Source organism: Aeromonas sp. QDB25 (genome assembly GCF_027707725.1).
Classification (GTDB): Bacteria; Pseudomonadota; Gammaproteobacteria; order Enterobacterales; family Aeromonadaceae; genus Aeromonas; species Aeromonas caviae.
The window spans coordinates 1-14,609 of sequence record NZ_JAPCIZ010000087.1 but is presented as its reverse complement, the minus strand read 5'-3'; the positions used below and the strand labels follow the sequence as shown (position 1 = coordinate 14,609).

13 protein-coding genes and 1 pseudogene are annotated in these 14,609 nt (G+C 54.9%); 7 read left to right on the top strand and 7 right to left on the bottom strand.

Annotation, left to right across the window (positions count from 1 at the left end):
• Positions 1-73: 73 nt before the first annotated feature.
• From PG883_RS20155 to iadA, 3 genes and pseudogenes are all read left to right on the top strand, one after another.
• Positions 74-220 (top strand): annotated as a pseudogene (locus tag PG883_RS20155) (IS200/IS605 family transposase); the annotation flags it as partial.
• A 225-nt stretch (positions 221-445) separates the two neighbouring features.
• Positions 446-1,207, top strand: a complete 762-nt coding sequence (locus tag PG883_RS20150) for an ABC transporter substrate-binding protein (RefSeq protein WP_103261973.1) — start codon at positions 446-448, stop codon at positions 1,205-1,207.
• Between the two features lie 58 nt (positions 1,208-1,265).
• Complete coding sequence (iadA, locus tag PG883_RS20145) at positions 1,266-2,396, top strand: beta-aspartyl-peptidase (protein WP_103261798.1); 1,131 nt, start codon at positions 1,266-1,268, stop codon at positions 2,394-2,396.
• 82 nt (positions 2,397-2,478) lie between these two features.
• Here the strand turns inward: iadA and PG883_RS20140 are convergent, their stop codons facing one another.
• Entirely contained in the window at positions 2,479-3,381 is a 903-nt protein-coding gene (locus PG883_RS20140; protein WP_041215456.1) for a lysine exporter LysO family protein, read from the bottom strand.
• A gap of 531 nt (positions 3,382-3,912) precedes the next feature.
• On the opposite strand from PG883_RS20140, the gene PG883_RS20135 reads away from it, so the two are divergent.
• The 4 genes from PG883_RS20135 (at position 3,913) to PG883_RS20120 (ending at position 7,064) form a co-directional block, all read left to right on the top strand.
• Complete coding sequence (locus tag PG883_RS20135) at positions 3,913-4,683, top strand: ABC transporter ATP-binding protein (protein WP_010674267.1); 771 nt, start codon at positions 3,913-3,915, stop codon at positions 4,681-4,683.
• Between the two features lie 65 nt (positions 4,684-4,748).
• Complete coding sequence (locus PG883_RS20130; RefSeq protein ID WP_010674268.1) at positions 4,749-5,522, top strand: ABC transporter substrate-binding protein; 774 nt, start codon at positions 4,749-4,751, stop codon at positions 5,520-5,522.
• 105 nt (positions 5,523-5,627) lie between these two features.
• Positions 5,628-6,368 carry an ABC transporter permease gene (locus PG883_RS20125; RefSeq protein ID WP_270807855.1) on the top strand — a complete coding sequence of 247 codons (741 nt, stop codon included), beginning with the start codon at positions 5,628-5,630 and terminating at the stop codon, positions 6,366-6,368.
• A gap of 3 nt (positions 6,369-6,371) precedes the next feature.
• The gene (locus tag PG883_RS20120; protein ID WP_043156313.1) at positions 6,372-7,064 is read left to right on the top strand and encodes an ABC transporter permease; all 693 of its coding nucleotides are present in this window, start codon (positions 6,372-6,374) and stop codon (positions 7,062-7,064) included.
• Positions 7,065-7,127: 63 nt separating this feature from the next.
• Here PG883_RS20120 and PG883_RS20115 read toward each other — a convergent pair whose 3' ends face one another.
• The 6 genes from PG883_RS20115 to PG883_RS20090 all read right to left on the bottom strand — a co-directional run.
• A complete protein-coding gene (locus tag PG883_RS20115) occupies positions 7,128-8,441 on the bottom strand; it encodes a capsule biosynthesis protein (protein WP_270807852.1) in 1,314 nt (437 codons plus the stop codon).
• A gap of 7 nt (positions 8,442-8,448) precedes the next feature.
• Positions 8,449-10,455 (bottom strand): capsular polysaccharide biosynthesis protein, encoded by a 2,007-nt coding sequence (locus PG883_RS20110; RefSeq protein WP_442866374.1) that lies wholly within the window; start codon positions 10,453-10,455, stop codon positions 8,449-8,451.
• A 92-nt stretch (positions 10,456-10,547) separates the two neighbouring features.
• Positions 10,548-11,282 carry a glycosyltransferase family 2 protein gene (locus tag PG883_RS20105; RefSeq protein ID WP_270807848.1) on the bottom strand — a complete coding sequence of 245 codons (735 nt, stop codon included), beginning with the start codon at positions 11,280-11,282 and terminating at the stop codon, positions 10,548-10,550.
• Positions 11,283-11,285: 3 nt separating this feature from the next.
• Positions 11,286-12,899, bottom strand: a complete 1,614-nt coding sequence (locus PG883_RS20100; protein ID WP_270807846.1) for a hypothetical protein — start codon at positions 12,897-12,899, stop codon at positions 11,286-11,288.
• Complete coding sequence (locus tag PG883_RS20095) at positions 12,896-13,291, bottom strand: HAD hydrolase family protein (protein WP_270807844.1); 396 nt, start codon at positions 13,289-13,291, stop codon at positions 12,896-12,898. The genes PG883_RS20100 and PG883_RS20095 overlap by 4 nt, the downstream gene beginning before the upstream one ends.
• Positions 13,288-14,609, bottom strand: a 1,322-nt coding sequence (locus tag PG883_RS20090; protein ID WP_270807842.1) for a hypothetical protein, incomplete at its 5' end; no start/stop codon positions are given. The genes PG883_RS20090 and PG883_RS20095, both read right to left, overlap by 4 nt.

Below are 14,609 nucleotides of genomic sequence, written 5' to 3'. Positions count from 1 at the left end.
CTTTCAGAATTTGCATTTATCACTCAGTGTGCAGCATTATTACCATATCTATTAAGCCCGATTGAGTGACAGAATGCAATTCACTAAAATTAATAAATCACGCCATGCGGCATACGTTTTGCACGTACATTTGGTGTTTATCACCAAGTATCGAAAGCCGATATTGGGGGATCTGCATCACGCTTCCTTCGGTCAGTGTGCGGCAGAAGTTTGCAGAGAACGTTGGAGGTGATCAAGCAATACATTCAAAACCAGCGGGGCTGACGCCCCGGCGAAATTCCCCTCCCACCTACGTCGGAGGGAGTCCCCTTTCGCATTTAAGATGGGGATCAGCACCCCGGATCAGCCCAACATCTCCACCACCCTGTGGCGCAGCGTGGCGGATCAGCAGCATCGCCGCTATTTCTTCGAGCTGACCCATCTGCCCAACACCTTCTGGGTGAGCATGGACAAGCTTGTTGCTGCCTGTCTGCTCGCCACCCCCGTCACCGCCAAGGAGTGGAAGACGGTACGCTTTGGCGTGGAGGGGGCCTATCCACCCTTCTCATGGACCGATGCGTCCGGAGAGATCAAGGGATTTGACATCGATCTTGCCAACGCCCTGTGCCAGCAGATGGCCGTCAGGTGCGAACTGGTGGCCCAGGATTGGGACGGCATGATCCCGGCCCTGCTGTCGCGCAAGTACGACGCCATCATCGCTGCCATGTCGATCACCGACGAGCGGCGCAAGAAGGTCGACTTCACCGAGAAATATGCCCACATTCCCAACCGCTTCGTGGCGGCCAGGGGCACCGAACTGACGCTGACGCCGGAAGGGATGGCGAGCAAGCGCATCGGCGTGCAGCGGGCCACCACCCACGACAAGTACCTGACCGACAACTTCGGCTCCAGCGTCACCATAGTGCGTTACGGCAGTGCCGATGAAGCCTACCTCGACCTGAAGGCGGGACGGGTGCTGGCCCTGCTGGCCGACGCCTCGGCTATCGAACAGGGGTTGCTTGGCAAGGAAGGGGGCGACAAGTTCGACTATGTGGGGCCGGCCCTGACCGACCGTCAATGGTTTGGCGACGGCATGGGGATCGCGGTGCGCGAGGGGGATCAGGATCTCAGGGCCAGGCTGAACGACGCCATCAAGGCCCTGTGCGCCAACGGCAAGTATCAGGAGATCAACCGGAAGTACTTCAAGTACGATATCTATGGCGGTTGATGGGTAACAGTCGGAGGGAGCCTGCTCCCTCCTTTTTCATGCAGCAAGGAGAGACCCCATGTTGACCCTGATCGAGGGTGCGCAGATCCATAGTCCGGCCCCGCTCGGCCAGCAGGATCTGCTGGTGGCGGATGGCCGCATCGCCTGGATGGGCAAGGGACTGACGGTTCCGGCCGACTGGCCACTGACGCGGGTGGACGCTGGCGGCCGCTATCTGGTGCCCGGACTGGTGGACCCGCTCGCCCATATCACCGGAGGCGGCGGCGAGGGAGGCTTCGGCTTTCGCACGCCGGAGCTCTCGGCAAGGGCAGCTCTGGCGGCGGGGGTCACCACGCTCGTGGCGGCCCTCGGCACCGACAGCCTGACCCGCAGCCCGGCCCAGGTGCTGGGGAAGGTGCGCGAGTTTCGCGCCGCCGGGGTGAGCGCCTTCATGTACACCGGCTCCTACCACCTGCCGGTCAAGACCCTCACCGGCACGGTGGAGTCGGACATCATGCTGATCCCCGAGGTGCTGGGGGTGGGGGAGGTGGCCATCAGCGATCACAGGTCCAGCGCCCCCACCCACGACGAGCTGGCGCGGCTGGCGAGCGAGGCGCGGGTGGCCGGGCTGTTGTCGGGTAAAAGTGGCGTCAGCTTCTTTCACCTGGGGGATGGCCGGGGGGGGCTGGCGCCCCTGCGGGCGTTGCGGGACGGCACCGACATCCCGCAACGCCAGCTCTACCCCACCCACTGCAACCGCAACCCCTGGCTCTTTGCCGAGGCCATCGAGTGGGGTCGGGCAGGCGGCTGGGTCGACCTCACCACGTCGAGCTTCCCGGATCTGCTGGATGACGGGGAGCGGCTCGCGGCCGACGCCCTGGTGGCGTTGCTGGCGGCGGGCGTGCCCGTGGATCGCATCAGCTTCAGCTCGGATGCCAACGCCAGTCTGCCGCGCTTTGACGGCGAGGGGCGGCTCATCGAGCTGCGCTGTGGCCAGATAGGGAGCCTGTGGCAGGAGGTGGTGGCGGCCTGCTGCAAGGGGGTGGCACTGGAGACGGCACTGGCGGTAGTGACGGCCAATCCGGCCAGGGCGCTGGGGCTTGCGAGCAAGGGTACCCTAGGGGTAGGGCAGGATGCGGATCTGCTGCTGATCGATCCTGATACGTTCGCCATCGAGCGGGTGATGAGTGGGGGCCGGTGGCGCACCTAAATACCGGCGCCTGTCATCCAGCCTGCTCAGTTCATCAACAAAAAGCCCGGCAGCAGTGCCGGGCTTTGTCGTGCCATGGGGCTCAGATGGCCAGGAACCCCAGGATCAGAATGGGGCCGAGCAGGCTCAGGATAAAGCCGGAGACGATGGCCACCGGCACCACCTGGATGCCGCCGGATTTCTGGATGACTGGCAGGGTGAAGTCCAGCGCCGTGGCGCCGCCGTAGCCGATGGCGGCGCTGGGGTGGCGGCGCATCAGCACCGGGATGATGAGGATGGCGATAAGCTCGCGCCCCAGATCGTTGATGAAGGCGGCGGAGCCCAGCACCGGGCCCAGCTTGTCCGCTACCAGGATGCCGGAGAGCGAATACCAGCCAAAACTGGAACTCATCGCGAGGCCATGGGCAAAGGGCATGCCGAGCAGCTGGGCGGCCAGCAGGCTGCCGAGCCAGCTGCTGAGGATGACGGTGAGCGCGATCTTCATGCCCCAGGGGTTGAGCAGGATCTGGCGCAGGCGCATGCCGGAGTTGCGCATCTGGATGCCGATGAGCAAGAGCAGCAGCATCAGGGCCCACTCGCTCAACTTGTCGATGGGCAGGGCGCGCAGGTCCACCACCAGCCCCAGCAAGACGCCCCCCAACACCACGAAACAGAGCTGGAGGGATTCCCACAACAGGTGCAGCTTGCTCGGCATCTTGCCGTCACTGGCCTCGTGGGTGGGGGGGCTGCGTTTGTCCAGCCACCACAGGGCCAGCAGGTTGCAGAGGGTAATGGCCGCGAGCATCACCCCTGCCACCTTGAAGATCACTGCCAGGTTGCTGCCCAGGTTCTCCACATAGGCCAGCCCCAGCCCCATCAGGAACAGGATGAGGTAGACCATCTTGCCCAGGGACTGGTTGACCAGCTTGATCAGACGGGCGGAAGAGAGGGGAACCAGATAGCCGATCACGAGCGGCAGCAGGATCAGCAACACATTGAGCAACATCGGGGCCTCGATCACAAAACGTGGAAAAACGGCACCTTATCACGACTTGTTGCACCTGTGTCACGGATCTGTGCATCAGCATGGCCCATACGGGACTTTTTTATCATATTGTTGTGTTTTTTGATGACAGTCAGCTGTGCACGCAAACAGAGAAAGAGGGGACATCACCTGAAAAATCAATTTCATCCCCATGAAATGACGAGAGAAGGGGAATCTGCCTGGGTGAATAAAGTCCTTTTGGGTGACATCTGGCGGATATGGTGAAATATGCTTGCTACCAGTGCGCTGCGGGTATAAAAGAGCGGTAGGGAAGGTGCGACAAAAAATGGATTTTATGCAGACAAAGTGCTGAAAAATACTCAATAGGCCAATAAAAATACAGATAAAACACCAAATACCTCGGTTCTGTATTGTTTTTTCACTACCTCAATGATATTTTCGCTGAAGGTTGCCATCGGTTAACGTTTTGTTAAATGGACGGTGGTGGAGTCACGCCGAAGCGGCGTCTAGGGACAGACAAGGTTGTAATGGATGAGCGACGTTGCCGCACTGGAAGTTCGTGATCTGCACAAGTATTTTGGCACCCACGAAGTGCTCAAGGGCATCGATATGACGGCCCACAAGGGGGATGTGATCTCCCTCATCGGCTCCTCGGGTTCGGGGAAGTCGACCTTTCTACGCTGTATCAATCTGCTTGAAACCCCCTCATCGGGCAGCGTCTCCCTCCACGGGGAGCTGATCCGGATGAAAACCAGCCGTTCCGGCGAACGCCTGCCGGAAGACATGCGCCAGGTGGAGCGTATCCGCAGCCGACTGGCCATGGTGTTTCAAAGCTTCAATCTCTGGTCCCACATGACCATCATGCAGAACATCATCGAAGTGCCCATCCAGGTGCTCAAGGTGCCCCGTGCCGAGGCCATCGCCAAGGCGGAGCACCTGCTCAACCGGGTGGGGCTGTGGGAGCGTCGCGACTATTATCCCGGTCATCTCTCCGGCGGTCAGCAGCAGCGGGCCGCCATCGCCCGGGCGCTGGCGGTGGAGCCCGAGGTGATGCTGTTTGACGAGCCTACCTCGGCCCTCGACCCTGAACTGGTGGGGGAGGTCCTTGGCCTGATGCGCGAGCTGGCGGAAGAGGGGCGTACCATGATGGTGGTGACCCACGAGATGTCCTTCGCCCGCGACGTGTCGAACAAGGTGATGTTCCTGCACCAGGGGCGCGTGGAGGAGGAGGGCAATCCCAAGGAGATCTTCGCCCATCCCAAGTCGGAGCGATTCAAGCAATTCATCTCGTCCATCTATTGATGGACGGGATTCAATTTCAACCATCCTTACTTTCAACGATCGACGTGTTTATCAAGGAGAGATACATGAACAAGCTGATGCTGGCGACTGCCGTGATGACGGCCCTGTGTTCCGGTAGCCTTATGGCCAAGGAGTGGAAAGAGGTCCGGATCGGGGTGGAAGGGGCCTATCCCCCCTTCTCCTGGACCGAGCCGAGCGGCGAGGTGAAAGGCTTCGACATCGACATCGCCAACGCCCTGTGCGAAGAGATGAAGGTGAAGTGCACCCTGATCAAGCAGGACTGGGACGGCATCATTCCGGCGCTGCTGTCGCGCAAGTATGACGCCATCATCGCCACCATGGACATCACCGAAGAGCGCAAGAAGAAGGTGGACTTCACCCAGAAGTACCAGCACATCCCGGCGCGCTTCGCCGCCAAGAAAGGGACCGAGATCCAGCTCGACAAGGCCTTCATGGACGGCAAGACCATCGCCGTGCAGCGTGCCACCTCCATGGACACCTACATCACCGACAACTTCCCCAACGCCACCATCAAGCGCTACGGCACTGCGGATGAAGCCTACCTCGATCTGAAATCCGGCCGTGTCGACTACGTGATGGCCGACTCCGCCGCCATCAGCGACGGCCTGCTGAAGAAGGAAGGGGGCGATGCCTTCGAGTTCATCGGCCCGAAACTGACCGATCCCAAGTGGTTTGGCGAGGGTGCCGGCATCGCGGTGCGCAAGGCCGACAAGGATCTGAAAGAGAAATTCAATGCCGCCATCCTGGCCCTGCGTGCCAATGGCAAGTACAAGGAAATCAACGACAAGTACTTCGACTTCGACGTGTACGGCGAGTAAGCCGACGTCAGGCGAACAACGACAGGTTGATCCCGTCAGTAGTCATCGGGCCCGTTGCCTTCCGCTGGGAGTGACGGGCCCGATTGCGATGGAGCTGCATTGCATATGTTTGATTTGAAAGGATACGAAACCTCTCTGCTGGAGGGGGCCTGGATCACCCTGGAGGTGGCGCTTGCCTCCCTGCTGCTGGCCCTGGTGCTCGGCATGCTGGGGGCCTTGGCCAAGCTCTCTCCCTACAAGTGGGCACGCGGCATCGCGGCGGCCTACACCACCGTCATTCGCGGCATCCCGGATCTGGTGCTGATGATGCTGCTCTTCTTCGGCGGCCAGGTGCTCATCAACGGGATCTGCAGCTGGGTCAACGAGGCCTACAACAACCACCTGCTGGCGAGCAACCCGAACCAGGAGTGGGTCTCCCTGCTGCCCGATTACATCGACATCAGCCCGTTTGCGGCCGGGGTCGCTACCATCGGCTTCATCTTCGGCGCCTACATGACCGAGACCTTCCGCGGCGCCATCCTGGCGGTGGACAAGGGGGAGCTCGAGGCGGCCCGTGCCTTCGGCATGCGGGCAAGCCAGGTCTTTGTGCGGATCCTCTTTCCCCAGATGATGCGCCACGCCCTGCCCGGGTTTGGCAACAACTGGCTGGTGCTGCTGAAAACCACGGCCCTGGTCTCCATCATCGGGCTCGATGACATGGTGCGAAAGGCGTCGCTCGCGGCGGGCTCGACCCAGCAGCCTTTCACCTTCTACATGGCGGTGGCGCTGATCTTCCTGGTCTTCACCGCAGTCTCTACCTCGGCGCTCAAGTGGGCCGAGCGTCACTACGCCATCAAGACGAGGTAAGCCATGGATTTCTCGATCATTCTCAAGGAGTGGCCCACCTACTGGGAGGGTCTCTATACCACCATCTGGCTGGTGGCCGCCTCGCTCATGCTGGGGCTCATGCTGGCGGTGCCCATGGGCATACTGCGCAACAGCCGCAACTGGTTGATCAAGGGGCCAATCTGGGCCTATATCTACTTCTTTCGCGGCACCCCGCTCCTGGTGCAGCTCTTCATCATCTACTACGGTGCCGCCCAGTGGGAGTGGCTCAAGAACAGTGCGGCCTGGACCCTCTTCTCGGAAGCCTGGTTCTGTGCCCTGCTGGCGTTCACTCTCAACACCGGCGCCTACACCGCCGAGATAGTGCGTGGCGCCGTGATGAACATGCCAAAGGGGCAGATAGAAGCGGCAAGCGCCTTCGGCATGACCCGCTGGCAGACCCTCACCCGCATCATCCTGCCCAACTCGTTTCGCCGTGCGCTGCCGGCCTACAGCAACGAGGTGATCTTCATGCTGCAGGGGTCGGCGGTGGCGGGCATCATCACCATCGTCGATCTGACGGGGGCCGCGCGGATCATCAACTCCCGCTACTACAGCCCGTTCGAGGCGTTCCTGACCGCAGGTCTGCTCTACATGCTGCTCACCTTCGTCATCGTCTGGTTGTTCAAGAAGTGGGAAGCCCGCTGGCATGCCCACCTGCGCCCGCGCAGCGTCTGACCTGATACAAAAGCCAGAGACAAAAAAGCCCGCAGTCGCGGGCTTTTTCATGCTCGGCATGAGCTAGAGCATGGTCACCGGAGTGAGCATCTCCTCGGTCAGGAGGCAAAATGCACTCAGGATGGCCAAGGCCCCGACAACGCCGGAAGGTGTTGCCGCGCGTTGACTCTTCTGGGCAGAGAGGGCCTGCACATTGTGCTGCTGGATCTTCTCCACCACGGCCATGGCTCCCATGTCCAGATGACGGTAGAAGCTGGCATTGAGCTGGGTCAGATGGAGCAGGGACTGGCGCATCCGCTCGAAGGTCTCGCTGCAAACCGGGCTCTGCTTGTGCCAGAACTTCGCCAGCGTGCCCCGGGTGGTGAGCCCTGGCAGGTCGTAGAGGGCCCGCCCCATGCAGAAGGTCGGCACCTGGTGCAGCAGGGCGGAGAGGCCCACCGTGCTGTTGATGGTGATGACCCCCTTGAGCAGCGGATAGAGGGTGGGCAGTGGCAGCTCATAGCCATAGAACACCCGCCCTTCCAGCCCGAGCAGCGTCACCAGGCGGTTGATCTGGGATTGATAGCTGACATAGCCCCGATCCATGGGGTGGTGCTTGAACAGCAAGACATCCTCGCGGCGGGCGTGCTCGGCGAAGGAGTTCATCACCTGGGCGACCATCTCTTCCACCCCGCTCAAATCCGAATGCTCCCGGATCTGAAAGTCTTCGGTGACCTGGAGCGGCACGAAGAAGATATGTCCCTTGTGCCGGGGCAGTGCCTTGAGCAGGGAGTGGTCGCTCCATCTGTGCTTCCACTTCACCACCCCTCCAGCGACCCAGCCCCTGGCCTCCTGATAGAGACTCCAGGGCCTGTGATTGACGAAATGGGGGTAGCGCCAGCGCAACAGGTTCTTGTTGATGTGGTAGCGGCTGGCATACCAGGCCCGGCGGGCGAAGGTCTTGCCCACCTTCAGCGGCGCCTCATAAGGCGCTGGCCACGTCATCTCGGCCAGCGAGTCACGCCTGGCATAGAGCGGGCTGAAGGCATTGACGCCCCCTTGCTCCAAGGTTACGAAGTCGGGGCGCAGATAACCCTCCTCCATGGCCCAGACACGGATTTTTTTCAGCTTGCAGATACGGATGGCCTGCTGATGGTAGTAACGGCAATCACCGTAACAGATGAGGCTGTCGATGCCATGGTGCTTGATGAAGCGGCGAAAGAAGGTGTTCCAGGTATCCGGCTTGCCGGTGAAGCGCTCGCTATGGCCCACGCAGCGCCAGCACTCATCCCCCCCGTTGAAATGGATCTTGTAGACCTCGTGGCCGGCGTCGGAAAGCGCCTGGCTGAGGGTCTGAAAGAAGGGGCCCAGCGGTCCTTGCAGCAGCAAAATCTTCATGTACGACTTATCTCATCAACTGGGGAAGGGAGGGGCGTTGCAGCAGGGTCTGCACCAGATAACTCAGCTTGACTTGCCAGCGCTGCCAGCGGCTCGACTTGTGGCCGGATGATTGGCCTTGTGTGGCCAGTTGGCGGATCAACTGCTCCGGGCTTATCCAGAGTCCGCTCTGCCAATCGATATAGAGCGGATAAGCCACCAGGGTCAGATAGACCAATGCCGCCAGGGGGAGTGTGCGCTGGCGCCGGCCGGGAGGATGAGCATCCGTGGTCAGCCCCCAACCACTGTAAAAAGGCTGGCCCCAGGTGGTCACCTTGACCCCCTGCACCAGCGCCTCGAAGCCGCTCAGGGAAGTCATGGTGTGCAGCTCGTCCACGTGGGGATAGAGGCTGGTGAGGCCGATATCCAGCACCTGGCTGTCCACACACTCCGCCAGGCAGGCTGCAGAAATGGCGCCCGCCCGATTGCCCGCCACCACATCCGGGTGAGGTTTGTAGAGGATGTGAGCCTCTGGCTTGGCGGCGCGCACCGCCCACAGCAACTGCTCATTGCTGCGAATGGTCGGGCTGCCGGTCAGGATGGAGGCATCCCCATCCACCTGACCCACCACCAGCACCAGGGGACGGCCATCGGCGGGGGGCGTGAAGTGCGCCGGGGCGCCGACATTGTATTTGCTCACCTTGTTTTCGCGCAGCAGGGTGAGCAGTTGCTCACCCCGGTCGAGCTGTGACCGGGTCAGCTCCTGGTAATTGAGCAACTGCTCGAGCCCGCTGGGACTGCGGCTATCGAAATAGATCCCGACCGGATCGAGCGACAGGGAAGAGGGACGACACAAATTGGAGCCCAATCCCTTCGAGCGAATAAAGCCATCTTCCACCCGGATGGCGGAGGTGAGTTCTGGATAGCGGCTGCCCCACACCAATACCTGTTCGTCACCGGTCAGGCGCTTGGGCGGTGTGCGTACGAAACGCAACTCATCGGCCAGATGGTGGCAGAACGCCTGCATAAAGGCGCGCTTCCACAGGGAGAAGCCAACCAGATAGAGTCGTCGCCAGCGCGGTGTCGCCCTTTGCTGGCGTGCAATGATGGTCAGCACCTCTTCCACCTCACAACGTTGCCCCAGCACAGGGTCCAGATAACGTGGATAGAGAATGAGCGCCGCCGCAACCAATTGGGCCAGCGTGACCGTGGCGGTGCGCCGCTCGCACTGTTTGATGTCGTGGGTCAGCCCCCAACCCGCATAAAACGGCATGCCAAAGCAATACACGGCTTTACCCAGCAGCAGCCCCTCGAAACCGAGCTGGGACGAGACGGTATAGACGGCGTCCACCACATTGAGCAGGGCATGGGGATGGCAGTGATCGGCCACGATCTCCACATCATCGAGTTGCAGTCGGGCCAGCACGCCGCGCTTCTTGCCAAGGCGGGTATCAGGGTGGGTGCGCAGCAAGAGGCGGGCATCGGGGTGATTGCGCCGCGCCGCCGCCACCATGGCGATAAAGTCCGCCTCGCTGGCCAGGGCGCCGGGAATGGAGAGATCCCCGGCCACCTGATCCACCAGCAACACCTTGGGCCTGCCATCTTGCAGCAGGCGCTGGGCCAGCGCAGCCGGCAGACCGCCCACATCCTTCGCAGCCAGGCTGGTTGATGGATAAGATGAGGCGGGTCGCCTGGCATAGCAGTTGTATTTGGTGATGCCAATGCGCACCAGTTCATGGATGAGCCGCTGCGCTCGCGCCAGCATGGCGGCGTCACAGGGGGTGGCGATCAACTGCTCAAGCTGGCTGGGCTGGCGCGCATCGTAATAGATGCCCACCGGATCGGCGATAAGCGACACCGCCTTGCCACCGCGGGCAGGGTGGCCGATATAGCCGATAAAGCCATCTTCCAGCTGCCAATAAGGCAGACCCAATTCCTGTGCTTTCTGCTTAATCTGGCGGGTATTGGCTTTTTGGCCCCAGCCGATGCAAACATCTTCCTCTGCGGGAATGTCGGAAGAGGTAAGACGTTGCAAGGGCTGATTCAGGCACGCGCAAAGTTCTTGAGCGCGTGCCACCATCCCAGATGATGTTGTCCATAGCGTCATTATTGATTCTCGCTACGCGGTTAATTGTTTTTTATGAAGAGTTCATATTCAGCGGGGATACCGCAGAAAATAACTTCTTCTGGAGCGATAATGCTATATCTGATATCTGCACCTTCACTGATCAGTTGGTTATACATCGGTGCAATATAATATTCCCCAGCATCAAGATCCTTCAGTGAAGTTTGTTGGTATTCGTCGAATACACGAATAAAGTCTTTCGCATGCCGCCAAAAATAAAGGCCTGTACAGCAGTATTTAGAGATTTCTTTTTTCTCGGCTGTCAGCGCGACACTATAGTCAACTTCATTCTTGGGCAGGATGTTGCTCCAGTTTTTACCTTCACCGACAAAGGTTTCTAAATAGCCGTCGACATTTTTTATATCGAAGTTATCTGGGTAGGTAAATCCAGGTCGGAACGTATCTATGTTAAAAATCAACAATGATTCGTCCATTGCGATGTTAGCTGAAATTAGTCCGAGCTGAACTGTTTGTGCCTGTCCTTTGGTAGGCTCATCCAGAATCACAATTTCAAAATCATTAATGCCCAAACTCAAACATTCTGAGCGGATAAACGCATGCGTGTTATCAACACCAAGAGCAATAAACAAAAATTTTTCAGAGTTGAAATACTTCTGGAAGCTACTAACTGAGTGGTTGAATAGTGTTTTTCCATGCGCCTCTAGCATATATTTAGGCTTAGTATACCCAGCATTTTTAAACCGAGAGGAAAGGCCTGCCATAGGGATAACGATCATGCTTCACTCTCCAATTAGTTTTTTATACAATCTGAACGCATTAGCTATAAACGCTTTTTGACGATCTGGTCTGTCTGAATGCAAAGGCAGCATTGACAAAAATAAGTGCAGTGTTATTGCAACTATCTCTTTTTCTGAATAACCCAGCCCAGCAAGAATGATGTTATTAAATTCTTTTTCCAGTTCGTCTTGATAATTTTTGTCAAGATAGAATTTTATATCAGTCTGGTCTTGCTGTTCAGTTATTTCATAGTGGCCGCTAATGATGAGATCATAATAGCCGACAATAGAGTGATACAACTTGGCTAAATCATAGCGCCGGTCGCCATAAATAGTCAAATTGCCCTGTGCATCAATCCCTCTTGGATCAATGCACTTGATTGCACTTACTCTGCTGTCAAAAAGCAGATTGCTGAAGCAAAAGTCACCATGAACAATTGAAACATCAGTTTTTGTAGCATTATTAATGAAATCAGCACTTTTTCTGGCTAGTTCGAAAAGAGTCAGAGGATCGTGATCGTCTGAGTAGCGATACTTTTTATCGGAAAAATCAATGCCACTTAAATGAGAGTGCTCTTCTAAACGCTCCAGAGTTTTGTGTAAATATAGCTCGTCAAGCGATGGCAGCGAGCATTCATCCGATGTGTAACGATGCAGTCCGCTTAGAACCTCTTTTAAGGAGGTAAGTATGTTTTTCCAGCTTGTTAAAGGCAAGGAGCCAAAAACAAATAAATCGCTTAAGGGAAGAAGATAGAGATACTCGAGGCTATATTCAGAACCATCAAAGCCATTCTCTCCCTGCTTGTGAGAGAGCAATTGCGGTGTATGTAATCTCAGCTCAAAAGGTATGCTACTAAACCAGTTCCCTTCAGCATAGATTTTTTTTCCCTTGGTACTGGATTTTTTAAGTACCACTCGTCTCGATATTTTCAGGTCATTAAAGGCACGCTGAGTAGTTAAATAAGTTCTGGAATTAAAGAAGCTGTTGATATGTCCGAGATCGAGCCATTTCCCTGAAGAATTCAATTCCATGGGTTTTTTACTATGATAAGACCTGATTGATGAGACAAAGTCCATTTTGTTTTCAATCAGTGATTTGATAAAAATCAATGGGCTGTTAAAGGAGAAATAGCCAGATAAGACGCTATTATCATCGTTGGCCCATTCGGTATCAGGGGCTTTAAGTTCACATGGCTTGCTTATGTTGGAAATGGAAGCTCGCTTATAGAACCCTTTATTGGGATGAGTACTTATCTCATCGCCATGAGACAATGCCATATCAATAAATAGCGTATCGCCATGTAAAATTCTGAAATTGTCATGATAGCTTGCAGAGGAATTCCAGCAGTAAAGGACTGACTCTCCGAGCGAGATACCATCAGGTACTCGGATGATGCGTATGCCAAGAGACTTGATTTTGATTGCATCGTAGTTATTTAGCTTAAAGCTTTCTGGGACAGAAAGATAAATAGCATCGTTCAGGTCCTGTTCCCGTAACATCTCAACTTGCAGCTCATACAGGCGGCGGTTCTGAACGGGAAGAAAACTGGGAGGGATTAATCCGATTTCAGTGACAAAATCTTGATCTACATATGCTGCTGAGGTAATCAGGATCATTTATTCCCACCATCTTTAAATGGATTTTCTTTATCAAGCAGGGCTTTAATTTGATCATAATCTAGAGAAGCAAATTCAGAGGGCCTGATCGATTTATCGTCGACATAGAAGCCATCAAATCCACACCAGGGTTTGCCTAGCACGATTTCATCGTAGGGGACTTCGTGACGATTAAGCCACTCGATGATGACAGGAAGAGTGTGGATATTCATCTTCCCAACATTGCCCTCAAATGTACGCATATTTCGACTGGTTAATATGGTAATGTTGAAACCGAGCGCTTTATATTTCTTTAGCTTATTGACCACATCCAGGTTAGCCGGTTTGTTCGGATAAGAGGTGTCGGCATCGATCGTCAGGGTGCCATCCAAATCAATCACCAGATTTTTCATTCGCTTTCCCCCAATAAAAAACCAATGAATTTTTTGGCGTTTTCATCCTGCCCAATTTTTTTTGCTGTATGCTGCAAATCATACGCTAGTGCATCATGTAATTTCTCAGTTAAAAATGAAGTTAATGAAACCAATGTGAGTGTAGTCTCTAGAGGTAGTTTAATTGGCATTATATTGTTTTTGACCATCCATAAGAATAGAAGAGAATGTGCATCATATTTTGGAAAGCTTTCGAATGGCGCTAATTGTTTAGCAATCAGCGACGCGGCCCATATATTTGATATGTTAACATGAACATCTCTTCTCGCAACATTTAAAGTGTCGCTTGGTCCTACGACCCACTCCATACGTGTGGCGAGATCATTAAAATTCAATTTCTTTAAAAAATCTTGTGACAATTCCCCTGTAACAGCACAGTCGGGACGTATTTTGACAACGTAGTCGTATTTAAAGTTATGCTCATTTTCATATTTCAGCATTAATTGAGTCGCTTCATATATTCCATAAAACATTTTTGCTTGGTTGTACGATCCTCTTGCAATAAATGATTCTGCGTGCTCACCTAATGATGCAATAAATTCAGATTCGTTATCAAGCATGAAAGAGGTGGGCTGGATAAATGATAGTATCAACTCCGTTGTAAATGGTTGATATACTGGTGTTTCAATTATTTCAGCTGCTCTTGGAAAATATTTTTTAAACTCAATAAATGATTTTAATTCACGAGGGCAAATCTTTGTTATAGCATCACCAAATAATCGCCATACCCAGTTGTGCGGTCCTGCACCGCCAATGCCAGCCCATGGTTGCCATCTATCCCAACTATGTATAAAGACGTCAGCATTGAGAGGGGAAATTATATTTTCCTGAATGGTTTTTATTGCTGCCGCATTGCCTCTAAACATGCCGGATATACATACAGCGACTCTGGGGTTATTTTTCTCATCAATTTTTAAACTGACATTATTTGCATTTAATATAGCATTGTTAAATTTTGAATAGATTATTTTCGCACCATCCTCATTAAAATATGAATTAAGTTGGGTCGCAATTCTTTGTAAATGACTATACCATTGTTCTTTTAATTTAAAGAACCTCTGGTCTTCATTTGAATAAAAATAATTTAGAATTGAGGAAAGTACGAATCGTTTTCTAAATCCGTTTATGTTTTTATTTTCAGTATATACAGAGGCTATTTTTATGCCAAGCCGCGAATTCAGATAATAACTGCAACACCCATGGTGCATAGGAGAGAAGAGGCCAACTGCCGGTTCTGGTACGCTTCTTCTCGCCAAAGAAACAAAGCGGAACACCATGA

Coding starts and splice junctions, on each gene's coding strand:
- PG883_RS20150 (WP_103261973.1), top strand. CDS start 446: ATGGACAAGCTTGTTGCTGCCTGTCTGCTCGCCACCCCCGTCACCGCC.
- iadA (WP_103261798.1), top strand. CDS start 1,266: ATGTTGACCCTGATCGAGGGTGCGCAGATCCATAGTCCGGCCCCGCTC.
- PG883_RS20140 (WP_041215456.1), bottom strand. CDS start 3,381: ATGTTGCTCAATGTGTTGCTGATCCTGCTGCCGCTCGTGATCGGCTAT.
- PG883_RS20135 (WP_010674267.1), top strand. CDS start 3,913: ATGAGCGACGTTGCCGCACTGGAAGTTCGTGATCTGCACAAGTATTTT.
- PG883_RS20130 (WP_010674268.1), top strand. CDS start 4,749: ATGAACAAGCTGATGCTGGCGACTGCCGTGATGACGGCCCTGTGTTCC.
- PG883_RS20125 (WP_270807855.1), top strand. CDS start 5,628: ATGTTTGATTTGAAAGGATACGAAACCTCTCTGCTGGAGGGGGCCTGG.
- PG883_RS20120 (WP_043156313.1), top strand. CDS start 6,372: ATGGATTTCTCGATCATTCTCAAGGAGTGGCCCACCTACTGGGAGGGT.
- PG883_RS20115 (WP_270807852.1), bottom strand. CDS start 8,441: ATGAAGATTTTGCTGCTGCAAGGACCGCTGGGCCCCTTCTTTCAGACC.
- PG883_RS20105 (WP_270807848.1), bottom strand. CDS start 11,282: ATGATCGTTATCCCTATGGCAGGCCTTTCCTCTCGGTTTAAAAATGCT.
- PG883_RS20100 (WP_270807846.1), bottom strand. CDS start 12,899: ATGATCCTGATTACCTCAGCAGCATATGTAGATCAAGATTTTGTCACT.
- PG883_RS20095 (WP_270807844.1), bottom strand. CDS start 13,291: ATGAAAAATCTGGTGATTGATTTGGATGGCACCCTGACGATCGATGCC.